The organism is Lysinibacillus sp. NPDC093688 (assembly GCF_050280145.1).
In the GTDB taxonomy this organism is placed as follows: domain Bacteria; phylum Bacillota; class Bacilli; order Bacillales_A; family Planococcaceae; genus Lysinibacillus; species Lysinibacillus xylanilyticus_B.
Genome location: NZ_JBNNUX010000001.1, coordinates 369,887 through 391,421 on the forward strand (window position 1 = coordinate 369,887; position 21,535 = coordinate 391,421).

A 21,535-nucleotide genomic window follows, 5' to 3' on the forward strand; every position below is an offset into this window, starting at 1 on the left:
AATAGGGACTTATAATTGTTTTGCTCTGTATATCCAGCCACTTACTGTAAAGTAAGACCAATTGTAATTCTAAGCTCGCCCCGTTATTTTTCTGGTTTAATATAAGGTACCATTTGTGCAGTGGCGCCTACTGAAGCTCCACGAACAAAACTTTGATTTTCTAGGGCTTTAAAATTTTGGGCTTGGCCCGTCAGCATTACCCCTAAGATTTCTACTTCATCCCATTTTTTGTTTTTATTCAATTTTAAAAACTCTTGAATAGTTTCATCCATACCACTAGCATCATATTTTTTGAGCGCATCAATAAATCCATTATAAGCATCTTTTGGTGATGAAGATAGTTCAAATCCATAAACCGATACCCCAGAAGGTCCTTTACTTTCATCTGCAATATGCGAAGCCATATACAGCCATACAATGTTTAAATTATTGGGGATTTTTGCCTGTATTTCTTGGTATGTATACGGTTGATCAAAAGAAATAGCAACTTCCGCCACGTAGTTTTTTATTTGAGAAACTTCACTGAGTTCATTTTGTTCACCATCAAAATACTCTTGAATAGAAGGATGATAAAATGTCGCCACTTTAGTTTTTGTTTGTTTATCATACTCATAAAAACCTGTGTCAGACCAATAAAAGCCAGGTGCAAATTCATTGGTGTCAATATCCAAGCGAATCCAATGATACGAACTCGTAAGTGTGCTCCAAGGAACTACATAGCCATTAATATTTTTTGAACGATTCGAAATAATATTACCACCAAACATGGATGAATTAGCTGTTACTTGAGAGTCTATTTGAATATTCGGTTCGGCAATTGCATTATGTAAGAAAAGTGAATCATGAAGTCGAGTAGAACCTTTGGCTGCAAAGTAGTTGCCTGTTATATAGAAGATTGGTATTAGAATCAGTACGACAATAATTGAAGTAATGATGATTTTTAGAAGTTGTTTTCGTTTCGCTTTTTTTAAAGCGGTTTTGATTGAAATATCCATTAACGTTTTCCTCCTATTTTTGAGTGAATAGATTTACGTGCACGGTATAATTTTTGCTTTACGCTGTCTATTTGTATGTCCAAAATAGTTGCAATCTCTTCATAAGAAAATTCATAGTAATACTTTAAAAAGAAAATTTCCTTATATTCTGTTTTGACGTCTTTTAATAAATAGAAAATCTCATCATTATTTAAAATCGTATTAATCTCGCAGTCTATATGTCGTAGCTTTGAATAGATTTCCTCGCTTAAGTAAATGTTCTTTTGCTCTTTTTTCCTTTTCAAGTCAATATATTCATTAAGTGATACTCTAAAAAACCACGGACGTAAATTTCTTTCTGTTAAGTCATCCAGCAATAGATAAACTTTATAAAAGGTATTTTGTATAATATCTTCCGCATCCTCTTTTTTGGCTCCTTTCGCTAGTAATAGGCGGAACACTTCCTCTCCTAAATTAATAAGATAGGAGGCTAGTGCGTCTTCTTTTTTCATCTTTTGTCCTCCTTATACTTATACAACGAATGAGCGTTTCCAAATGTATACACATAAATTAATTTTATATGAAATTGTAAATATTTCGATCGATATAGAAATATCATGTATAAATCGATTTAAGGGGACAAATTTCAAGTATTCGTGACTTGATAGTAAGCGTATCCGAACTTTGAAATCCTCTGAAAGCAGTATAATTACTATTGAAGTTGTAGAACGGATTGTTAGCAAGCTAGTGAACGACGGAATTTGTATACTATCAAATATAATATACGAAATTGTTAGAGTGACTATGGTGAAGGATAAAAAGGAACGTTTAAAAGAGTTGCTAGCCAAGCAAAAACAAAAAGAATTAATGGAAGAGGAAAAAAGAGAATACGAAACTGTTTTAAAGAAAGTGAATGAGTTATTTCCAACTACTGATTCTAAAGAGGACGTAGAAATATTATCAAAGGAAGATTCAAAAAAAATTACAGATGAATTATTTGATGAATTTCCATTTGGTGCTAACGGAATTGAATGGACACTTATGTTTTACAAAACTATATTTTCTAACTTTGTTGACTATGAAGGTGCATTAGCTGAACTAGTCATTAAAAATCATAAAGTAAATAATGAAATTTGCTATATTATTGACCTTTACTCTCAACATGTCATTAAAACAAAACTGATTAAAATTATACATAGAGTTGAAGAGGTAAGAAATTGGGACAGATATATTTATTCACCTCAAATGAAATTGGTGATTGAATTCCCCTCCAACGATATAGCTGTAGGATGGAAGAAATAAGTGTCTACAATCTTAGAATGTGAAGATTTACATGTAAACTTAAGGGTGCGATTGTTCAAGTAGAGCAATTGCTTTTTCATTAAAAGAGCAGTTCATTTTCCTTAGAGCTGAATTTTTTTGTTGGATATTTATTTTAAAATCGATTTGATGATTGTGAAGAAATGTACTTAAACTAACGGCGCAGATTAGTGAAAGAAATTAGCAAAAAGCTTTATTAATGCTAATATACCTGCAACAGGTAGTATTCATCGAATTATATATTAAGCAGTAAACGAAACTTGAGGAGGTATTGTAGTGAACCGACATAAAATGATAATTACTCAGTATAATCCCAAATACGCTGAACAAACAGTGGATATGTGGCGAAATAGTAAGGAACAGGCTATTGGTCAGAAAGAAATTCACAGCTTTGAAAGTCACGTTTATTTTTTAAATCATATATTGCCTGAACAGTTTCAAATAGATTTAGCTTTAATTGATGAAAAAGTAGTTGGAATGATTGCCTATAATGAAAGGGAAATAAGCCAACTATATATTCATATAGATTATCAAGGGATCGGTATAGGTCATACATTACTAGATAAAGTAAAAGCACAATCAAGTGGGAGATTAACATTATACACATTTGAAGTAAATGAAAATGCACAACGATTTTATGAAAAACAAGGATTTGAAATCATAGGTAGAGGACATGAAAATGAAGAAAATTTAGCTGATATTCAATATGAATGGGTATCCAAATAAATGATTATCAGGAATAGGTGGTTAAAAATGATGAATGGAAAAGAGATTTTGAATATATTTGGATTTAAAGTTAAAGAAGAGCCTTTAAGCATTTATCCATATTCTCCAGTATATCAAGTGAAATGTGGGGTTAAGGATGTTGTTGTAAAGTGTACGCAAAGAAGAGCAAAGAATGCTAAAAGATAAACGGATAAATGTTGTAACACCCGTTAAGTTACAAGTAGATAACCCTCAAAAATATGAGGATACAAATTTTGTTGTTTATCCATTTATAAAAGGCAAGAAATACTCAGGCAAAGAAAAAAACATCTATGAAGCTGGAAAAATGTTTGGACAAATTCATCTCAGTTTACGCAAAACTCGCTTTCAAAAAACGGTTGAATACCGTTAACGTCTTACTCTCTACTTATATTATAACCCCATTTGATAATTATTTATAGACTACTTTTTCACCCATTCCTTACCGTATACTGTTATACGCAAGTCAAAAAAAGTATAAGGGGTGCGTATATATGAATGACAAAAAAAATATCTTAGATCCCGGTCCGTTCTTTCATGGTACTAAAGCAGAACTGAAAATCGGAGACCTGCTTGAACCTTTGCGCTTATCCAATTATCAGGATAAAAAATCTAACCATATATATTTTACTGCAACATTAGACGCGGCTAAATGGGGTGCTGAATTAGCAAGACCTAAATCAAAAGAGAGAATTTATATTGTAGAGCCATTAGGTGATTTTGAAGATGATCCGAACTTAACTGACAAACGATTTCCTGGAAACCCAACACGTTCTTATAGATCTAAATCTCCTTTGAAAATAATAGCAGAATTAAGTTCATGGGAAAGACATTCAGATGAAGAAATAAGTCATATGCTTACATCTTTAAAAAATTTAAGTGAACAAGGACAATATATAATATACGATTGATTCGCACATTACTACAACTACCGCAAAGACATGAGCTAATGGGGCAATTACAAGAAGGTAATAAGTTGGTAGTATAGAGTAGCTTGTAACATGAATGGGGAGCTTTGCATGAAGAAAATTGAGTTGCGTAAGCAGCTCTTTTTTCTTTGTTGAACTAACGAAGCAGGTTAACGCAAAAAGGGTTAAACTATTATGTTAAAGAAATATATATTATGGGCTTTGATATATTGTGGAGGTGGTCTAATTTGAGATTTTCATATGTAAATATTAAAAGTGGTAATGCAACCTGTGTTTTAGAGATTAACGAGCAAAAATTTGAGTTTTATCCTACTTTTCATTCAGATGCTCTCGGAGACTTTGTTTCATATTTAGCATCAATACATCCATTATGCAATTTAAGTTGGAAAGAGGGTGCTTTTCATAAAATCAATGGAGGTATTGAGTGGCATACTGGCCCATATTTATTGCGTTGGGAATTTAAGCGTGATTTTGAAGACTTAGAAATTATCATTACAGAAGTTCAAAATCCTATTGCAGATAGAAAAATGAATCCTAATTTGCCTAAAACGGTATTAAAGACGAAATGCAACTTTGATGAATTTGTACTATGTGTAGTAAAAGAATTGGACCGAATTATTAAGCAAAGGGGAATTTTAGGATACCGTCAAGAATGGCAAAGTTCCACATTTCCAGTCGATGGTTTTCTTGCTTTGAAATATGCTTGTCTTTATAAAAAACCTTTTGAAATTACAAAGAAGGACAGTGGCACATCACTTGATGAGGAACTTAATTTGTTGAATAAAAATATTGAGTGAAATGTAGAGTTAGAAAAGTTTGTGAAGAATTGTTCTTAAACAAACGGGGAGCTTTACTTGAAGATCATTGAGTTGCATAGGCAGCTCTTTTTTTCTTAATGAACTAACGACACAGTTTAGTCGAAGGAGGAAAAAATTACATATATAAAATAAGGAAATACATTGTTAAGATTTGATAGGTAAAGTATTCTATGGAATGAAATAGGAACGGTGGAGTTTCTCCAACAAGTGAGGATGTTTTTTACTAAAGAAGCAGGTTTGTGAACAATAAAAATATATATGAGGGATTTAAATGAAGATGAACGAAGAAGCAGTTTGGGGTATGATTAAATACTTTTTTTCTTATCTTAGATACCTTACCCTTTCAAAAGAAGAAAAGATTGAAATTAATATAAATTTAATTAAAGATAAATACTGGTTCCAGGAACTAATGATTGCTGAACCATCTAAGATTAAATTGATAGAAGAAGATGAAGAGATTAGGCGATATCTATCATCGAGAAAGGTGGTTAGAAAATTGCAAGGGGACAAAGAGGAACGGCAGCGTTTTAAAGGATTTTTAAACGATAGATTAAATTGTTATTAAGCTAACGGGGTCTTACTTCAAGATGGGAATTTACACTAGAGGCAGCTCTTTTTTCTTTATTGAACTTACGGAGCAGGTTAGCATAATAATATAGCAATCGTTGAGGAGAAACTTAGAAATGAGGTGGATTCAATGGAGAATGTTAAATGGATAAATGGAAGCTATAAAGAGGATAACCGTATTTTTGATTCGGAGTTTGAAGTTAAAGAATGGACAGAAGCATTATATTCAGATTTTGTTGCCTATTTAAGTGATAAAAATAATGTAGGATATGTAACACCTGATGAAAAGGTAATTAAATATTTAGCATCCCTTTTTCCTCAATGGGCTGTTCATAACAATTTGCAAATCGGTGTCTGTACAGGAAAAACAGCAATAAATGGTCAAATCATCTATAAAATTTGGACAGTAAAATTATAATTATTTTCACTAACGGGGCAGGCTACTTGAATATGGAAAAACAAATAAACTGTTTAAGGAGGACTATCAATGAGTTCAATTAATGAAAAACTGGTCCTGTTACATAATGAAATAATAACAATGGGTGGGATAATAGACTTAGACTGGTGTGGCAAATTGTTGTACCCCTATTATAAACATTTTAATGATGATAATTTCAGATATAGAGCAGGTTCACTTACTGCTTTTTCGGGACTTCTCTTTGAGTGGGAAGACGAAAGTGGATTTCCATTCTATACAGGTGTTGAAGAATACGACTGTCATCATTTTGATAAGTACCTTAAAGAGTTTTTAAAATATTCTTCCGACATTAAGAAGCAATACCCGAACATTTATTTTGTTATCATTGAATCGCTAAACAATCTGAATAAAAGAGAGGATTGGGAAAACACATTTCCTAACATTACAAGTGACCTATTTAGTAGCATTAGAAAAGAATTGCTGGAGACTGATGTTCAAAAATCAAACGATGAGGTTTATTATCTTGCATTAAAAGAAGCAGGAATGTCTTTTTAAACTAACGGAGTACTTTTCTTCAATAAGGGGTAGAGCCTTTTTCTACTTAAACTTTCGTGGCAAATTAGTCTCACAATTGGTTGTCTTTTTAAATGTTGAGAATTATTTCCATGGATTTGATTGACATAAAAAGTGTATTAAGCATATAATACATTACGAAGAGTGTATTGTGTACTTAATACACTTGTACATTTTTTTGAGGATGGTGTATTAAGTTGTTAATACGCCGAATCCGATTAGCGGGGTAATGGCTAAATAATATAGCGGATGGTTCTTTAAAAGTACTTAGCCTACCATTATGCCCAATCTGTATTAAGTACTTAATACACGAAAATATGATTTTCTGGGGGTTGAGGTAATTGACTGTAAAGTTTAATAATCGGGATCCAGTGTATGTCCAGGTTATCCGGCATTTTAAAGAGCAAATCGCCAAGGGGTATTTTGAACCAGGTCAGGAGATTCCGTCAAGAAGAGAACTAGCTAATCAGCTGAAGATTAACCCAAATACCGCACAACGAGCTTACAAGGAAATGGAGGAACAAGGATTGATATTTACTGAGGGGAATATGCCGAGCTGTATTACTAAAGATGAAGCGGTCCTTAAAAGTGTCCGTGAGGAATTGATTATCGAAGCGGTCGACTTATTTTTAGGTTCTATTAAATCCATTGATGTGCCGTTATCCGAAGTATTGGAACTAGTTAAGAAAAAGCATGATGCCGAAAGCGGAGAAGCGGAGGAATCGAAATGATCGAAGTGAAAAATGTCAAGAAAAAATATGGCAGAAAACAGGTATTAAAAGGTCTTTCATTCACTGCAGAAAAAGGTGAAATTACTTGTTTAATCGGTATAAACGGAGTAGGAAAGACGACAATCATGAAAGCTATTATGGCGCTCACTCCGATTAATAGCGGTGAAATTTTGATCGATGGGGAAAAAATTAGGAAAGAAAGCTTTGAAAAAATTACCTTTATTCCAGATACGATTACGATGTTGCCGCAAATGAAAATTTGTGATGCCTTTGCGTTCATGGCCGATTTTTATAAAAACTGGGATCCTCAAAGGGCAGAAGAGCTGCTGCAATTTTTTAAACTAGACCCTACTGAACGAATTGCCAATCTATCAAAGGGGAATATGGCTAAAGTCAATATGATACTAGGTTTGGCATTGAATGTCGATTACTTACTGATGGATGAACCGTTCTCTGGTATTGATATTTTCTCCCGTGAACAGATTGCCGAAGTGTTTACAAGCCATTTAATTGAAGATCGTGGCGTGATTATCACAACCCATGAAATTAGTGATATAGAACACTTGATTGATAGAGCAGTGCTTATTGATAACGGTGAAGTATTAAAAGAATTTAGCGTAGAGGAAGTGCGTGAAAAGGAAGGGAAATCAGTAGTTGATGTCATGAGAGAGGTGTATCGTGGATGAAAAACTATTTAAAACTTCTTAATTTCGAAGTAAATCGATTTTTCAAACTGTACCTAACTTTAATAGGATTGATAATTGGCACTCAGTTCATTGGGGCGATTGTCGTGTCAAAAGGATATATGAATAGAACAGATCAGGTAATGTATAAAAATCAACTATCAATGAGCCAATATTTGGAGCAATACGGGATTTTCTCTTTTCAACATTTCATTGAGTCTGAATGGTTTTTGATCCCAATCTTTTTTAGCATCGCCATGTTGATGATTTATGTTTTCTTTATTTGGTATCGGGATTGGTTTGGAAAAAATACGTTTATTTACAGATTATTAATGTTGCCAACGGAAAGAATTACTATTTATTTCGCGAAATTAACGACTATTATGCTTTTGGTACTTGGTTTAGTTACCATGCAAATTTTGTTAATACCGATTGAAATACAAATTGTTAAAAGTATTATACCAACAGATTTCCAATCAAATTTTGATATTAATAGTTTAGAAAGATGGGACTGGCTGTATCCGAATACCTTTACAGAATTTATCCTGTATTATGGTGTCGGGCTAATCTTTGTAGCAGTAGTATTCACTGCCATTTTAATTGAGCGAAGTTACGGTTTAAAAGGCATTTTTTTCGCAATCGTTTATGGCTTGCTTTCATTCGGAGTCTTTATTGCGCCAATATTATTGAATGGATTTTCTAGTGGCTATTTTTACTCACTTGAAGTCTTTCTAATGGAACTGGTAATGAGCATCATCATATTAGGGAGTGCCATTTGGATCGCGAATCATTTACTAAAATATAAAATCAGGGTTTAAGGGGGGAAAGACAATGAAAAAATATTGGAAAACGATATTGATTAGTTTAATCATCGTGACGACAATCGGTACTTACTATATTCAACAGGCAATGGCAAAGGATGTATCTTTTAAAATTGAAACTATTAGCGGGAATAAGGGAGAAATCGAAAATCTTATCCTTCATGCAAGTTATCAAAGTGATAATATTTTTCGTAGGTTTGATATATCAAAGGATGGTTCGACTAATCAGAGCGGGTCTTTTATTGGAGAGGTGATAGGAAGAAATAACCCTGTGATGTTTCAAAAATATATTCAAGAACACCGTAAGTTTATGCGTGGAAAACAATTTAATCCTGGACAGTATTTTGAAGATGAAGACCGTTTAATTTACACGTTTTTTTCAAATAAAGAGGGCCGAGGTGATTCTTTCACTCTGCAAATCGATATACTTGATAAAAATACAAATGAAAGTTCTTCATTTGAAATCAATATGCCAGACCAAGTAAGATATGACTGGATCAATGAGAGAGATGTCTATGTAGAAAATGGAAAAATAAAAATAATAGCAACAAGCAATCTCAATAATGAGGAAGAGTTGCACTTATATACGGTTGATGAAAACAAAAAGGAATTAGAACAAGACTCAATTATTGTAGAGTCAGATGAGGTAAGCCGGGTCAACATCGATATATTTAATGACTATAATAAAATACAAAATGAAAATTATTTCTTATATATGGTTGAAAAATACAAATATCTAGAAGATGGTGAGCGTGAAATTATCTCTAGCTCAATGTATCTGTATAACTATCTCAATAATGAAGTGAAGGAATGGACAATTCCAGCCGAATTAAAATCATATAAGAACTCGATCATTCTTCAAGGAACAGATATATTCATTCCTGTTCGTTCAACCAATGGTTTAGTACTGAACCGTTATAATATAGAGAAGAATCAGTGGGAAGAACCTATCAGCTTTAAATATCCAAGCATTGCTAATGCTAAAGAAAAACCTTCTATACAGATTACAGATGGTAAGCTATATTTAGTCGATCGTGTTTCGGATGGTCATTTGTTCCTTATCGGTGATTTACGGACAGGTGAATCATTATATGAAGGTAAAATCATCATTGAAAATAAAGAAAAACTAGATGCAGATTACTCACTTTATATCGAGCAAATATATAACAACATTCATTAAATTGAAGAACAGACATTTTAATAAATTAGAGTAAGCAACTTTGGCAGATATGAATTCTAAGATTCATATCTGCCGTTTTTTGTTCCTTGGGTGGATATTTGTGGAATACTAATGACAGTATGCCGATAATGAAATTAGTCACTGGGTAAAGTTAAAGGCAACTATTCTTATTGAGCTAACGGAGTAGGTTAGTTAAGGACGGAATTAAAAACTTATGTCTTCAAAGGAACATTTTTGACGCAAAGATTTAAGGTAAATTCATAGAAGGTTTCAAATAATTTTAAAATTTTTGAACGAAATGAAGCATCGCTCCGTCTAATGGAGGAAGGAGGCGAAAAGGATGGAATTTGAAATCGTGCAGCGTGCTATTCGTGGGGATCATCAAGCGATACTTCAACTTATTGAAATGGATGAAGAAATTTTATATCGCATGGCTTTTACATATTTGAAAAATGAGCAAGACGCTTTAGACGTGATGCAGGACCTAGTTTATAAGGCACTGAAAAAAATGCATACCGTTAAACAGCACGAATATGCCAGAACATGGCTCGTGCGCGTCTTAATCAATTGTTGTAAAGACCATTTGCGAAAACGCCAACCAACCGTTGCAATTAAGGAGCATCACCAAGTTGAATGGGGTATCTACTCTGATATGGAGCGGTTATTGGAACATTTATCTTTGTCGGAGCAGCAACTCGTCTATATGAAATATTTTCAGCAACTAAAAAACAAAGAAATTGCTGAGCTAAATCAAATTCCGGAGGGTACTGTAAAGTCTAAGCTTCACCACATTCTAAAGAAGCTGAGAAACTTCGCTGGAGAAAAGGAGGACTGGCTATGAGTAAACTACCGATTGACGTTCCAAAGGAGAAACTTCAACAAGTACGGATGGATATGTTTCGTAAAGTTCAACGAGAAAAAAGAACAAAGAAGCGCATTGTTTCGGGTGCAATAGCCTTTTTGTTTTGCTTAAGCTTTTTATTTTCAATTCGTGTTTCTCCTACGATTGCTAGCCATGTTGCAAAAATACCTGGCTTTCAAGCAATTGTATCTGCGGTTGTAAGAGATAAAGGGATAAAGGATATTGTGGACAATGACTACTATGAGGAAATCAATGCGACGCAGTCTAAAAATGGCCTATCGCTTACATTGCAAGGCGTGATTGCAGATAGTTCGGGATTAGTACTTTACTATGACGCCGATGCCTCATTTGATATTTCGGAATTACACTTGAAAGAAGTTCAATTGTACCAAGGGGACGAAGAAATTGAAGGCGGAAGTTCAGGTTCATCTACAAGCCATCAGTCAAATCAAACACGTATCTCTTCTTCGGTAAATTATAGTTTTTCAGAGCCTTTCGCTTATACTTCAAAGGATTTTAAAGCGGTTTTTCATTTTTATGAAAAAGATAAGGGGAACATAGAAATATCGGTACCGTTTTCGCTACAAAATGAAATCGCAAAGGAGAAAACTGTTACTGCGAATCGTACTGTAAATGTCGATGGTCAGAAATTTACGATTACAAAAATTCGCCGTTCTCCATTAAGAATGGCAATCGATATTGAATTAGATGAAGCGAATACGATGCAAATTTTATCTCTTGAAAATATTGCGGTCGAGACGGAAAATGGGGAGCGAAGAGAAGAAGTCGTTAAAAACGGCTTGTTCATAGGCAGAAATAGTCGCGACGGCAAATTCACGCTAAATTTACAAAGTAACTATTTCCATGATTCAGATTCACTCAAACTATTAATTGGAGCTGTTCATGCCGTTCCAAAGGGCGAGGATTTTATCGAAGTTGATTTTGGCACGAATGAAGTACTCACGAAGCCCGATTATTTAGATTGGGATATTTCTGTAACAGAGCAAGGTGTATCAGTTGCTGCAAAGAAATGGGATGATAGAATGCGACATTCGTTTCTAAATAGTGCTGTAAAAGCTGATGGCACGCCGTTAAATTATACAGGTGGCTCGTACTCAGATGATGAACAGTACCTATTTGCGACGGAGAGCTTTGAAAATTATGATGGCAAAGCAAAAATATATTTTAACTATTACTTCAATCCTATCGGAAAAAATATTGAACTGAATATTCCATTGAAATAAAGTAAAGATGTTCAAAAAGGCTCTCCTTTTTGAACTCTTTTTAATGTTTCCATATTTGGGGTAATATCTCTGTGTTGGCTTCGGGTAAAGCAAAACCAAGGCAAAAGGATAACGTGAGATAAAAGTAAGAGCCATTCCAAACTTTTGGAGTGGCTTTCCTTCGTTTTGAAACGTAAAAGATCAGGGTAATGGAAAAATATGTGTTAAAAAATATGTAAATTAAAGTGTTGATGTTAAACTGAAATAAACAAAAATTCTGAGGTGATTATATGGGAAAATCTATAGATTATACGATAGAGCCACCTAATGACTTTGAGCAATTACTAACCTTATATGAATCTTTAGGATGGAATTCACTTAAATTAACAATTAATGATTTGGAACAAATGTGCAGTCAAAGTTGGTATGCAATTTATGCTTATGACGAAAAACAATTAGTAGGTATGGGACGTGTTATTTCAGATGGTGTAATTACTGGAATAGTATGTGGAGTATGTGTTATGCCAAGCTATCAGTCTGAAGGAATCGGCAAAGAAATGGTGAATCGAATAATTCAACATTGTGAGCAAAATCGAGTAATTCCTCAACTAATGTGTGTTGAAAGTTTAGAAACCTATTATGAAACTTTTGGCTTTAAGAAGTTTTCTATTGGAATGACCAAAAGTATAAATCGTTAAATCTAATTGGTTATTACACTATCAAGTGCGATTGTTCAATTAGAGCAATCGCTTTTTTCACTAACAATGCAGGATAGTGGAAGAAGGCAATTGTTTTAAACATAAAAAAGAGGTGAAAATTCGTGGATCAACTGCTTCAACATTTACAAAGAGTTGGCGTACATAATTTAAAAAGTGATAGTGTGATTATTTTGGAAATTTTAGAGAATAGACTTCATCTTGCTTCTGAAATAGATGTGCTTATAAATGAACTTTTAGATAAATTACAGAGTAGTAGTCTGAAAAAAGTTAAGTTAGAGTGTCCTAAAATTCTTTTAGATAGCTTAAATTGTACTAGGTCGAAAATGGAAATTGTCGGTGAAAGAGTTGTGTATAAGAGATCTTTAATGACACCATTAAATGTTTCAATACCAGATTATGAAGTATGGTCATTTTCTGAGAATAACGCTATTTCTTTTTTATCTGAAGTGATGGGTACAAGTTTTATAGATGCAGAGAAGTTTTTAACTTGAATGAGCACCGAACTCCCATCACAAGTAAAGGAAATGTTTACAGTGTATAAAGTTAACAATGAACCTGTTGGTGTAGTTTTTCCTCATATAGAACCAAATACAGATAATGAAGGACGCATTTTTTGGGTAGGCATACATCCTAATTTTCTGGGGTCAGGATTGGGAAGGGACTTACATTCCATAGGGTTATACAGATTGAAAAATGAATTTAAAGCAACGTCTTATTTAGGAATGACTCAAGTTGATAACTTTCCAATGAGAAATATTATGGTTTCAAACGGATGCATTCATAATAAAAATACAGTAATTTCTTTACAATATTCTATTTAGGAATGGGTTTATTCATTAAAGCTTTAGGGGTTCTGATTGAAGTAACGGAGTGCGTTAAGTAAAGATCATTGAGTTGCATAGGCGGCTCTTTTTTTCTATATTGAACCCTTATGAAAGAACGTAATAATCTTTCATTGTCTGTGGTGTAGCGCTAGTTTTGTGCTACATGGATGGCTAACGGGTAACCGATTTCTAGCATTGACTGGAACATCTATTCATATTAAAGGAGGAAACGACATTTGAAACTGATTTGTAAAGCGTGTAATGTAGAAATTTCTGAACCATTATCGGAATTAAAAGACCTGAATTTGATTAATGAAAACGATGGTCAAGATTATATTCCTAGAGGTTTTTATTTAATTCAAGAGGAAACAGCATACGAAATATTGAAAGGTTCTATCATTATCAACATCAAGGATTTAATCAATTCAAACCGCCATTCAGACAGCCGTAGATTAAATGGTTGTTGTGGTCTTGACGGCTGTGATGGGATGAACAGGGTTTGCTTGCATGATCACGAAATTGATACAGAATACTCTGATTGTTGGAGGTTTCATAAAGTTGTATTAAATCCAGAGTTAGTACAACTTATTTAAGATATACAGTCATACCTCATGCAGGCCTAACCACAAAGCTGATTCCGGACGTAATTAATGCCGAATCGCGAAAACCTAAAGTTTGTGAAGTCTTCATGCTAATGAGCATATACTTTAATAACGAAGATCGTTTTTTCTTGTTCAACTTATTGGCAGGTCTATGTACTAGGGTGCACCACAGTGTCTCTGGTGCTGCATTTTTATTAGACTAAAAGATGGAGGCGAAAAATTGAATGTCCAATGATAATGAAGTTTTAGTAGATAAAGAAAAACGAAATGATTTAAAAGTGAAAGAAGAAAGGAAAGAGGGAGAACCGACTCCAGCCTTCAAAGGGGCTTCGTGGGCAGCGCTATTAGTAGGTGTTGCGTCTTATCTTATAGGCTTGTTTAACGCAACTATGGAATTGAACGAAAAAGGATTTTACTTTGCAGTTTTAGTGTTCGGACTTTATGCCGCGATATCTTTACAAAAAGCAGTTAGAGATAAAGATGAGGGAATATCAGTTACGAATATTTATTATGGTATTAGTTGGTTCGCACTTATTGTATCTATTGCATTAATGGCCATCGGTTTATACAATGCGGGGAGTATAGTTTTAAGCGAAAAAGGATTTTTTAGTATGGCATTTGTTCTTAGTTTATTTGCAGCTATAACGGTTCAAAAGAATATAAGAGATACACAGAGGGTAAGAGAAAAAGTTTGAGTTATGTACCACAATGGAGCAGAATCCACTATGGTCAAGGGGTTTCCGTGGCTCTTTAGGGTCTAATAGTGACTTACAAATAGTAGATCAAGCTGCCAAAGTCAAAGGCAGCTTTTTTTATTTGAGCAGGATTGTTGAAAAAGATAGCGAACTTATTAAGCTAGTTAAACTAAATCGTTTGAAGGGGATTGAGAAATGGAAAAAATAAATGAAATCATGGATTTACTAATTAATAAAGGCTTGGTCATAAATGATCATCTAGAATTAAAGAGGTTAAAAAGTGGTACAACTGATGGTATTTTATATACGATCCTGTGCAAAAATATGCCAACCTTTGTGATTAAGATCGACCATCCTATGATAATATCTGCCACAGAGGAATTCCTGCTTGCATATAAAAAGGTGAAATTGTTGCCAGATGTTCTTTACACGGATCATAAAAAAGAATTTATTGTGTACTCTTATATACCCGGAGAAACTCATTATAATCGAGGATCGAAATTAGAATGGATGAAAATATTAACGCAAGAGTTATTCAATCATTATGAAAAGGTGGACACAGACATTCCTTGGGGAAGAGTAAACGGGATTCATCGAAGCTCCTGGTCAGACTTTAATCAAAGTAGTTTTGAGTCTGCCAAAATTAATATAAGTAAGCTTTTACCAAGAGTGGACCATAAGAGAGTAGAGTTGTTGGTAAATACTTTAAAAACGTATCACCATCAAGATGAGAAGTATTACCTTCACGGAGATACGGGGGTTCATAATTTTGTATACGCTTGTAATCAGTTAAAAGGGGTTATTGACCCATCACCCTTAATCGGTCCCAAAATTTACGATTTTACCTATGCGTTTTGTTCTTCACCAGATAGTCTAGATTTACATACACTTTTTTCATCGTTTTCCTTGTGGAACGGGCATGCATCCTTTACGAAGGAACAACTTTTGAATGAAGTTGTTTTTCAATTATATACTCGTATTGGTGTGTGTATTAAAGTTCATCCGCACGACCTTAATGGATATATGAAAGCCTGGGAGGAATGGAGGAAGTATCTTTCTTAGCACTTACAGTGACAAATGCTTACTTTAGTAGAATACGTGGGAGAAAATTAAAAAAATGAAAGAAAAGCCAACGTTTTGAAGAAACATTATTCAAAACGTTGGCTTTTTATGTACAGTGAAATCAAAAGTGTTTAGCGGTATTTTTCAACCAAATTTTATTATAAATATATACGCAGAGACGATTAAGGTTGGTTTTATAGCTATTCTAATTAACCTTAATCACATGCAATGATAACGATATGAAATAATTTGTTATTTAATCCCTTGTTAAAATTTGGCGTTAATGCTATTATATGAATATAAAATATGAATATTCGTATAATTAATTCATAAAAGGGGGGACCATCTATGGCAAGGGGGAAAAAAGTTTTTTCAGAAGAAGATAAAATTCTGATTAAAAGTAAATTGAAAGATGAATGTATGGCATTTTGGATTTCTCCAGGTTATAAGGAAACAAGCATTGGCGCATTGTGTAAAAAAGCAGAAATATCAACAGGTACTTTTTATAATTTATATTCCAGTAAGGAAGAACTTTTTTTTGAAGTTCTGTATGACATTCAAGATACTATTTATGAAAATTTCATTGAGCGAATTGAGCAATGCCCTGAAAAGTCTGGCTTTGAAGCAGCCGTAATCGAGCTTTACTATGAATACGAAAGCAAACCATTTCTTTATGATGTGAAAACGACTGATTTTACATCGTTTTATAGTAAACTTTCAGAGGAAATGAAAGAAAAACTAATGTTTGATAGTAGTGAACTATTTCGTACAGCCATCAAACGAGCAAATCTTAAATTGAAAGTTCCTGAAAATTTAGCCTTTTCTACCTTCACCGTCCTTCTTTCTAGCATTGCAAGTAAAGAAGGAATTTCAAAGAACTGTGATCATTTAGCAGCATTTCAATTTATGACGAAGCAATTGGTCTCAAGCATCTTTGAGTAGAGGCTCTATTGCAACTATTAAATAGGAGGAGATATCAATGAGTTTATTTTGGAGTATTATAGACTTTCTAAAAGAAACAGCACCGTTCTTTATCGCGATTAATATCATTTTAGCAATCTTCCTACTAATCTTCGGGTTAGTTTTACTATCCAAAAAGAATAGAGAGCAGAAGTCGAAAATGATTGGCGGAATGGTTTGTTTATCATTTTCAATGTTGGCTTTTTTAGGTGCTCTGTCCAATGCATTTTTTTCTTTTTTCGTATTTTAACATTAGGAGGAGAAGAGGATGTTAGACAAACTACAAAATATTATGGATGCGGCATGTAAATGGGGAAATAAAAATTTGGGAACATCTATTCAATTCCCTAAGCCAACAAAAAAATCCATCGTATCCAGTGCTTTTTCAAGTGGAATTATTAGTAGTGTAATGACCATCTATGGACTTCTTTTTAAGAATATATGGGTTTTGTTATTTGGTGGACTTGGCATAATAAGCAGTGTTTTCATATATCGGCAAAGTGAAAAGAACGATTAAATAACTAACATGTACTATTTATATAGCTAAACGTAGAGAGGAATCTGTTTTGATTGAGTATTGTCAAAATAGATTCTTCTTTTTTTAGATAAACAAATGCTGTCGTTGTTTACAAATAAATAAACTTATTATATATTGTTTATTAAATGGTGAACGGAGTGAGGTTTTGTTTATGAGTTTAACTGATTTGACTATAGAGGAATTATCGAGGGGATATGTAGAAACAGGTGATGCATATGCGTGTGTATTTTGTAAAAAAATATTTGATGCCGAAGAAGTATTCAAAATAGATGATCGTTTTTTTACGGCTAAAAAAGCTATACAACGCCATATTGAGAATGAACATATCTCTGTGTTTGAAGCGTTACTTCAATTAGATAAGAAGGATACAGGGCTATCAGATATCCAAACCGAATTGCTTAAGCTATTTGCGACAGGGGCGCCAGATAAGGAAATTGTTAATAGCACTTCTGCAAATAGCATTTCAACAATTCGACAGCATCGATTTAAATTGAAAGAAAAAGAAAAACAAGCAAAAGTTTTTCTGGCAATTATGCAAGCTTTAGAAACAACAAAAGTATACGAACCAATTCATAAGGGGGCAACACAGGTGGATGAACGTTATGCGATTACAGTAGACGAGAAAGAAAAAGTACTAGCGACGTATTTTAAAAATGGCTTAGATGGTTCAATTGAAAGTTTTCCAAGTAAAGAAAAACGAAAAATTATTTTACTGCAATACATTGTAACGAAGTTTGAGGTAGGGCATAAATATAATGAAAAAGAAATCAATGAAATTTTAAAACTTATTTACAGTGATTACGTATCATTAAGAAGATACTTAATTGAATATGGTTTCCTAGATCGAAGTGACGATTGTACAACGTATTGGGTGAAATAAGTTTAAAATGAACAAGCATAGGAAATTTCGAGCACCTAAATATTTCTATAAATCACATTAGTTGTTACTATTTTTTATATTAACTATACTTACGTTGTAGTCATATAGAAGGGGTGATTGGATGAGTAAGAACTTTATTATATTTGGAGCAAGCCAAGGATTAGGTGATGCATTTGTAAAGGGGTTACCAACAAAAGGGGATACAGTATGGATGGTGTCTCGAACACGACCAAGTAGTTTAGATATAGATGATGGCATAAATCGTAAATGGCTGGCTATTGATTTATCTAGTCAACAACATATTCCTGATTTAAAAGAAGCTTTACAAGGCGTTGCTATGGATGTATTAATTTACAATGTTGGAGTATGGGAAAATCGTGGTTTTGAAGATGATTACACGTTTGATAAAGATGAAGTTGGGGATATTGCAAACTTAATAAATATTAATTTAACTTCCACAATTACATATATTCAGGCGCTATTACCTAATTTAAGGCAGGCGGAAAATGGAAAAATAATTTTAATAGGATCGACGGCAGGTTTAGATCATTCGAATAATGCGCAAGTTTCGTTTGTGACATCTAAATTTGGCTTACGAGGCATTACAAATGCTTTACGCGAGCATGTGAGAAAAGATAAGATCACTGTAACGTGTATTAATCCAGGAGAACTTGCTGCTGAAGTACCTTTTGAAGAAGGGGCTGAAAAAGCAATTAAGTTGTACGAAGGTACACGTATTCCTGTACAAGATATTGTAGCCATTGTCCAATGTGTGATTAATTTATCAGCAGTTTCATGTGTGAAGGAAATAAATATTCCAGCTATTACAGATATGAATGTATAATTCAGTATAAAAAACGGCTCACATGTTGAACGATTCTGTTCAACATGTGAGCTTTTTAAATTATAGTTTATAATCCCATTTCGATTCATTGAATAAAAGTTGCAGCACAGAGTTCTACTGTTCTGATTGAGTCTTGAAAGATAGGATCTCGTATTCTCTATCATGGTTAATATTCCAATAAATTTAACCCGATTATTGATCACTTTTTTCGGGAATTAGAATTTCTAACTCTAGAATATTACTATTAGTAAAAATGCCGCTTGAGAGCTCCATTACATAGATAGGGGCATTTTTCTTGTCGATAATAGATAATATTTGTTTCTCAATTTCATCATCATTTTCGCCCATAATAAATATAGAACTATATTTACCTTCATTCATGATGAAATCAGCTTTCTGTTCTGTTTCTATACATATATGATATTCATCTTCTTCAAAAACATAAATAATATCATTATAAAAATATTGCTTTGATAATTGAAATTTAAACATATCTTTGGCTGATAAAGTTTCATTTGTTTTTAAAGTGATAATTTTTTCTAAATGTTTATTTATTAAGTATTTTGTTGAATTTACTTTTTGGTTTGTAATATTTACATAATGGTGATCAATTGCCTTTTTAATTTTTTGTAGTTTGTTTATTTCGTCAGAAAGTTCATTTGATTTTTCTCTTAATAACCTTAAATAATCATTTTTTTCATACGTCGTTAAAACCTCTTTAATTTGTGCGATTGAAAGATTTAAGTCCCTCAACATTAATATTTGAGCAAGTTGATAAATTTCCTTCAGAGAATATTTTCGATATCTATTATTATCTGTGTAGGATGGCAATAAGAGCCCTTTTTCTTCGTAATAGCGTATTTGATGATGACTAATATCAAATATTTTAGCCAATTGATTTATTGTAATTGTTTCATCCATAATATCCCTCTTCTCTATATAAATATAAACTCTAGGGCTAGCCTAATGTCAAACAATAAACCTAAGATAAAAACTCAAACAGTTATCAATGAGAATGAAAGAAAGATTAATTCCATACGATTAAGCTAACGGATTTTCGACGAGTGTTTTAGCCTCTACCTATGAATAATTAGGGCAAACGAATTGAGTGGTGGACAAACAAAAGTTGGTTTGACATTAGGTCAACCCTATAGTTTATAGTGATGGTGTATTAACAGAAGGAGGAACATTTATGACCGAACCGTTACAATCTAAACGAATTGAAGGGTTAGATTTCGCTCGAGCCTTAGCTATGTTTGGGATGCTTATAGTCAACTTTAAAATTATTATGGGAGCGGCAGGGAGAGGGCCAGATTGGCTTATATGGTTTACTGGACTTTTCGAAGGAAGGGCGTCTGCCACTTTTGTTACGTTGGCGGGTATCGGAGTTGCGTTAATGACAAGAAAAGCTAGAAATAGCGGTGAGCTTTCTTCTATTAAAGAGAATAGGATGAAATTATGGAAACGTTCTGCTTTTCTCTTTATTCTAGGTTTACTTTTATATGTTGCTGATTGGACTGGAGATATTCTCCATTATTATGGTGTTTATATGCTGATTGCATCCTTCCTTATCGTAGCTTCTACAAAGCTCATGATCATCCTATCTAGTCTTTTTTTAATCACTTCGCAAGTCTTACAAGTGACAATGAACTATTTGAAAGGATGGCGTCCAGATCAACTATTTATGGAATATCTTGATTTTTGGACGATCGAAGGTTTTCTAAGAAATCTTTTGTACAATGGGTATCATCCGATATTCCCTTGGATCTGTTTCTTTTTGCTTGGAATGCTCCTTGGCAGACTTGATTTATCGAAGAAAGCTGTGAGAAACAAAATGTTGTTTATTTCTATAATTCTACTAATAACAATAGAGGTACTTTCAAAATTATTAATGCGACTATCTATATCGGTGCTAGATGTAAACAGTGCAGAATTCTTGTTTCAAACAGGGCCAATTCCACCAAACATTTTATATATCTTATCAAATTCTGCTTCTGCGATTATTGTCATTGTTGCTTCAATTTATATCGTAGAAAGGTTTGCTGGACAATGGTTGATTAAATCACTTATTCAAACAGGACAATTAACATTAACGCATTATGTAAGTCATGTATTCATCGGTGTTGGCATATTGGCTTTATTCAATCGGTTAGAAAACCAAACGTTAGCATTTTCATTAGTATTTACACTATTGTTTTTCGTAGCGAGTATTTTATTTTCAGTTTTATGGAGAAATAGATTTAAAAGAGGGCCGATTGAATGGGTGATGAGAAAAATGACAAATTAATATTGTAGGAGAGGAAGTGAATTTCTGTTACATAAGGAGAGCTTATAAAAAGAGTAGGACATAAGGTTATTTTCAAAGCAAAAAAATTAAAAATTTCACATCAGAAAAAGCGCGAGAAATCAACGTTACTAAAATTGATTTCTCGCGCTTTTTAAGGTTTTAATCAGTATAGTCCCAGCCTGATAATTACCTCCATTATTAATGTTGAGCTTAAAAGGCTATTTCCACTGCTTATTTCATTCATTACACACTCGATTATGATGTTGTATATAAAAAATTAT

General features: G+C 33.3%; 30 protein-coding genes. 27 read left to right on the forward strand and 3 right to left on the reverse strand.

Translation table 11 applies throughout. From position 1 onward, the window contains the following. Positions 1-83: 83 nt before the first annotated feature. Together ACQKN2_RS01820 and ACQKN2_RS01825 are read right to left on the reverse strand one after the other, a co-directional pair. Positions 84-995: a sigma factor regulator N-terminal domain-containing protein gene (locus tag ACQKN2_RS01820; protein WP_427413405.1), complete on the reverse strand. Its 912-nt coding sequence runs from the start codon at positions 993-995 to the stop codon at positions 84-86. Next, positions 995-1,486, reverse strand: coding sequence for an RNA polymerase sigma factor (locus ACQKN2_RS01825; RefSeq protein WP_427413406.1), 492 nt, complete (start codon positions 1,484-1,486; stop codon positions 995-997). Before ACQKN2_RS01825 ends, ACQKN2_RS01820 begins: the two co-directional genes overlap by 1 nt. A gap of 292 nt (positions 1,487-1,778) precedes the next feature. Here ACQKN2_RS01825 and ACQKN2_RS01830 point away from each other — a divergent pair, with 292 nt between their 5' ends. From ACQKN2_RS01830 to ACQKN2_RS01955, 26 genes are all read left to right on the forward strand, one after another. Next, positions 1,779-2,276, forward strand: coding sequence for a hypothetical protein (locus ACQKN2_RS01830; RefSeq protein WP_427413407.1), 498 nt, complete (start codon positions 1,779-1,781; stop codon positions 2,274-2,276). 294 nt (positions 2,277-2,570) lie between these two features. Continuing rightward, entirely contained in the window at positions 2,571-3,020 is a 450-nt protein-coding gene (locus tag ACQKN2_RS01835) for a GNAT family N-acetyltransferase (RefSeq protein ID WP_427413408.1), read from the forward strand. Positions 3,021-3,047: 27 nt separating this feature from the next. Next, on the forward strand, positions 3,048-3,206 hold the full coding sequence (locus ACQKN2_RS01840; protein WP_427413409.1) for a hypothetical protein: 159 nt from the start codon (positions 3,048-3,050) through the stop codon (positions 3,204-3,206). Then, on the forward strand, positions 3,193-3,411 hold the full coding sequence (locus ACQKN2_RS01845) for a hypothetical protein (RefSeq protein ID WP_427413410.1): 219 nt from the start codon (positions 3,193-3,195) through the stop codon (positions 3,409-3,411). Before ACQKN2_RS01840 ends, ACQKN2_RS01845 begins: the two co-directional genes overlap by 14 nt. Positions 3,412-3,532: 121 nt before the next feature. Beyond that, a complete protein-coding gene (gene arr / locus ACQKN2_RS01850; protein WP_427413411.1) occupies positions 3,533-3,949 on the forward strand; it encodes an NAD(+)--rifampin ADP-ribosyltransferase in 417 nt (138 codons plus the stop codon). Positions 3,950-4,194: 245 nt separating this feature from the next. Then, a complete protein-coding gene (locus tag ACQKN2_RS01855; protein ID WP_427413412.1) occupies positions 4,195-4,764 on the forward strand; it encodes a hypothetical protein in 570 nt (189 codons plus the stop codon). 292 nt (positions 4,765-5,056) lie between these two features. Beyond that, positions 5,057-5,350 carry a hypothetical protein gene (locus tag ACQKN2_RS01860; RefSeq protein ID WP_427413413.1) on the forward strand — a complete coding sequence of 98 codons (294 nt, stop codon included), beginning with the start codon at positions 5,057-5,059 and terminating at the stop codon, positions 5,348-5,350. 132 nt (positions 5,351-5,482) lie between these two features. Beyond that, positions 5,483-5,770: a hypothetical protein gene (locus ACQKN2_RS01865; RefSeq protein WP_427413414.1), complete on the forward strand. Its 288-nt coding sequence runs from the start codon at positions 5,483-5,485 to the stop codon at positions 5,768-5,770. Between the two features lie 69 nt (positions 5,771-5,839). Then, entirely contained in the window at positions 5,840-6,325 is a 486-nt protein-coding gene (locus tag ACQKN2_RS01870; protein ID WP_427413415.1) for a hypothetical protein, read from the forward strand. A gap of 359 nt (positions 6,326-6,684) precedes the next feature. Further along, positions 6,685-7,074 carry a GntR family transcriptional regulator gene (locus ACQKN2_RS01875; RefSeq protein ID WP_053596876.1) on the forward strand — a complete coding sequence of 130 codons (390 nt, stop codon included), beginning with the start codon at positions 6,685-6,687 and terminating at the stop codon, positions 7,072-7,074. After that, entirely contained in the window at positions 7,071-7,760 is a 690-nt protein-coding gene (locus tag ACQKN2_RS01880) for an ABC transporter ATP-binding protein (protein ID WP_427413416.1), read from the forward strand. Before ACQKN2_RS01875 ends, ACQKN2_RS01880 begins: the two co-directional genes overlap by 4 nt. Next, the gene (locus ACQKN2_RS01885; RefSeq protein ID WP_427413417.1) at positions 7,757-8,575 is read left to right on the forward strand and encodes a hypothetical protein; all 819 of its coding nucleotides are present in this window, start codon (positions 7,757-7,759) and stop codon (positions 8,573-8,575) included. The genes ACQKN2_RS01880 and ACQKN2_RS01885 overlap by 4 nt, the downstream gene beginning before the upstream one ends. Positions 8,576-8,588: 13 nt before the next feature. Further along, a complete protein-coding gene (locus ACQKN2_RS01890; protein ID WP_427413418.1) occupies positions 8,589-9,758 on the forward strand; it encodes a hypothetical protein in 1,170 nt (389 codons plus the stop codon). A 340-nt stretch (positions 9,759-10,098) separates the two neighbouring features. Beyond that, positions 10,099-10,599, forward strand: a complete 501-nt coding sequence (locus ACQKN2_RS01895; RefSeq protein WP_427413419.1) for a sigma-70 family RNA polymerase sigma factor — start codon at positions 10,099-10,101, stop codon at positions 10,597-10,599. Beyond that, positions 10,596-11,864 carry a DUF4179 domain-containing protein gene (locus tag ACQKN2_RS01900; protein WP_427413420.1) on the forward strand — a complete coding sequence of 423 codons (1,269 nt, stop codon included), beginning with the start codon at positions 10,596-10,598 and terminating at the stop codon, positions 11,862-11,864. Before ACQKN2_RS01895 ends, ACQKN2_RS01900 begins: the two co-directional genes overlap by 4 nt. 269 nt (positions 11,865-12,133) lie before the next feature. Further along, entirely contained in the window at positions 12,134-12,541 is a 408-nt protein-coding gene (locus ACQKN2_RS01905) for a GNAT family N-acetyltransferase (protein WP_427413421.1), read from the forward strand. Between the two features lie 122 nt (positions 12,542-12,663). Then, positions 12,664-13,053, forward strand: coding sequence for a hypothetical protein (locus ACQKN2_RS01910; protein ID WP_427413422.1), 390 nt, complete (start codon positions 12,664-12,666; stop codon positions 13,051-13,053). 42 nt (positions 13,054-13,095) lie between these two features. After that, a complete protein-coding gene (locus ACQKN2_RS01915) occupies positions 13,096-13,383 on the forward strand; it encodes a GNAT family N-acetyltransferase (RefSeq protein ID WP_427413423.1) in 288 nt (95 codons plus the stop codon). 239 nt (positions 13,384-13,622) lie between these two features. After that, a complete protein-coding gene (locus tag ACQKN2_RS01920; RefSeq protein ID WP_427413424.1) occupies positions 13,623-13,979 on the forward strand; it encodes a hypothetical protein in 357 nt (118 codons plus the stop codon). A 233-nt stretch (positions 13,980-14,212) separates the two neighbouring features. Beyond that, the gene (yiaA, locus tag ACQKN2_RS01925; protein WP_427413425.1) at positions 14,213-14,683 is read left to right on the forward strand and encodes an inner membrane protein YiaA; all 471 of its coding nucleotides are present in this window, start codon (positions 14,213-14,215) and stop codon (positions 14,681-14,683) included. Positions 14,684-14,878: 195 nt separating this feature from the next. After that, positions 14,879-15,745, forward strand: a complete 867-nt coding sequence (locus ACQKN2_RS01930; protein WP_427413426.1) for a phosphotransferase — start codon at positions 14,879-14,881, stop codon at positions 15,743-15,745. A gap of 348 nt (positions 15,746-16,093) precedes the next feature. Beyond that, entirely contained in the window at positions 16,094-16,687 is a 594-nt protein-coding gene (locus ACQKN2_RS01935) for a TetR/AcrR family transcriptional regulator (protein ID WP_427413427.1), read from the forward strand. Positions 16,688-16,724: 37 nt separating this feature from the next. Beyond that, on the forward strand, positions 16,725-16,955 hold the full coding sequence (locus ACQKN2_RS01940; protein WP_427413428.1) for a hypothetical protein: 231 nt from the start codon (positions 16,725-16,727) through the stop codon (positions 16,953-16,955). 18 nt (positions 16,956-16,973) lie between these two features. Then, positions 16,974-17,222: a hypothetical protein gene (locus tag ACQKN2_RS01945; RefSeq protein ID WP_427413429.1), complete on the forward strand. Its 249-nt coding sequence runs from the start codon at positions 16,974-16,976 to the stop codon at positions 17,220-17,222. Between the two features lie 172 nt (positions 17,223-17,394). Further along, positions 17,395-18,123 carry a DUF2087 domain-containing protein gene (locus ACQKN2_RS01950; RefSeq protein ID WP_427413430.1) on the forward strand — a complete coding sequence of 243 codons (729 nt, stop codon included), beginning with the start codon at positions 17,395-17,397 and terminating at the stop codon, positions 18,121-18,123. Positions 18,124-18,244: 121 nt separating this feature from the next. Then, the gene (locus ACQKN2_RS01955; protein WP_427413431.1) at positions 18,245-18,967 is read left to right on the forward strand and encodes an SDR family NAD(P)-dependent oxidoreductase; all 723 of its coding nucleotides are present in this window, start codon (positions 18,245-18,247) and stop codon (positions 18,965-18,967) included. Positions 18,968-19,159: 192 nt separating this feature from the next. On the opposite strand, the gene ACQKN2_RS01960 is transcribed toward ACQKN2_RS01955, so the two are convergent. Beyond that, complete coding sequence (locus tag ACQKN2_RS01960; protein WP_427413432.1) at positions 19,160-19,888, reverse strand: MerR family transcriptional regulator; 729 nt, start codon at positions 19,886-19,888, stop codon at positions 19,160-19,162. A 271-nt stretch (positions 19,889-20,159) separates the two neighbouring features. Here ACQKN2_RS01960 and ACQKN2_RS01965 point away from each other — a divergent pair, with 271 nt between their 5' ends. Next, positions 20,160-21,254: a DUF418 domain-containing protein gene (locus ACQKN2_RS01965; RefSeq protein WP_427413433.1), complete on the forward strand. Its 1,095-nt coding sequence runs from the start codon at positions 20,160-20,162 to the stop codon at positions 21,252-21,254. Positions 21,255-21,535: the final 281 nt, after the last annotated feature.

Coding starts and splice junctions, on each gene's coding strand:
- ACQKN2_RS01885 (WP_427413417.1), top strand. CDS start 7,757: ATGAAAAACTATTTAAAACTTCTTAATTTCGAAGTAAATCGATTTTTC.
- ACQKN2_RS01935 (WP_427413427.1), top strand. CDS start 16,094: ATGGCAAGGGGGAAAAAAGTTTTTTCAGAAGAAGATAAAATTCTGATT.
- ACQKN2_RS01870 (WP_427413415.1), top strand. CDS start 5,840: ATGAGTTCAATTAATGAAAAACTGGTCCTGTTACATAATGAAATAATA.
- ACQKN2_RS01845 (WP_427413410.1), top strand. CDS start 3,193: ATGCTAAAAGATAAACGGATAAATGTTGTAACACCCGTTAAGTTACAA.
- ACQKN2_RS01905 (WP_427413421.1), top strand. CDS start 12,134: ATGGGAAAATCTATAGATTATACGATAGAGCCACCTAATGACTTTGAG.
- ACQKN2_RS01940 (WP_427413428.1), top strand. CDS start 16,725: ATGAGTTTATTTTGGAGTATTATAGACTTTCTAAAAGAAACAGCACCG.
- ACQKN2_RS01880 (WP_427413416.1), top strand. CDS start 7,071: ATGATCGAAGTGAAAAATGTCAAGAAAAAATATGGCAGAAAACAGGTA.
- ACQKN2_RS01900 (WP_427413420.1), top strand. CDS start 10,596: ATGAGTAAACTACCGATTGACGTTCCAAAGGAGAAACTTCAACAAGTA.
- ACQKN2_RS01955 (WP_427413431.1), top strand. CDS start 18,245: ATGAGTAAGAACTTTATTATATTTGGAGCAAGCCAAGGATTAGGTGAT.
- ACQKN2_RS01865 (WP_427413414.1), top strand. CDS start 5,483: ATGGAGAATGTTAAATGGATAAATGGAAGCTATAAAGAGGATAACCGT.
- yiaA (WP_427413425.1), top strand. CDS start 14,213: ATGTCCAATGATAATGAAGTTTTAGTAGATAAAGAAAAACGAAATGAT.
- ACQKN2_RS01965 (WP_427413433.1), top strand. CDS start 20,160: ATGACCGAACCGTTACAATCTAAACGAATTGAAGGGTTAGATTTCGCT.
- ACQKN2_RS01960 (WP_427413432.1), bottom strand. CDS start 19,888: ATGGATGAAACAATTACAATAAATCAATTGGCTAAAATATTTGATATT.
- ACQKN2_RS01890 (WP_427413418.1), top strand. CDS start 8,589: ATGAAAAAATATTGGAAAACGATATTGATTAGTTTAATCATCGTGACG.
- ACQKN2_RS01860 (WP_427413413.1), top strand. CDS start 5,057: ATGAAGATGAACGAAGAAGCAGTTTGGGGTATGATTAAATACTTTTTT.
- arr (WP_427413411.1), top strand. CDS start 3,533: ATGAATGACAAAAAAAATATCTTAGATCCCGGTCCGTTCTTTCATGGT.
- ACQKN2_RS01950 (WP_427413430.1), top strand. CDS start 17,395: ATGAGTTTAACTGATTTGACTATAGAGGAATTATCGAGGGGATATGTA.
- ACQKN2_RS01825 (WP_427413406.1), bottom strand. CDS start 1,486: ATGAAAAAAGAAGACGCACTAGCCTCCTATCTTATTAATTTAGGAGAG.
- ACQKN2_RS01895 (WP_427413419.1), top strand. CDS start 10,099: ATGGAATTTGAAATCGTGCAGCGTGCTATTCGTGGGGATCATCAAGCG.
- ACQKN2_RS01820 (WP_427413405.1), bottom strand. CDS start 995: ATGGATATTTCAATCAAAACCGCTTTAAAAAAAGCGAAACGAAAACAA.
- ACQKN2_RS01830 (WP_427413407.1), top strand. CDS start 1,779: ATGGTGAAGGATAAAAAGGAACGTTTAAAAGAGTTGCTAGCCAAGCAA.
- ACQKN2_RS01930 (WP_427413426.1), top strand. CDS start 14,879: ATGGAAAAAATAAATGAAATCATGGATTTACTAATTAATAAAGGCTTG.
- ACQKN2_RS01945 (WP_427413429.1), top strand. CDS start 16,974: ATGTTAGACAAACTACAAAATATTATGGATGCGGCATGTAAATGGGGA.
- ACQKN2_RS01840 (WP_427413409.1), top strand. CDS start 3,048: ATGATGAATGGAAAAGAGATTTTGAATATATTTGGATTTAAAGTTAAA.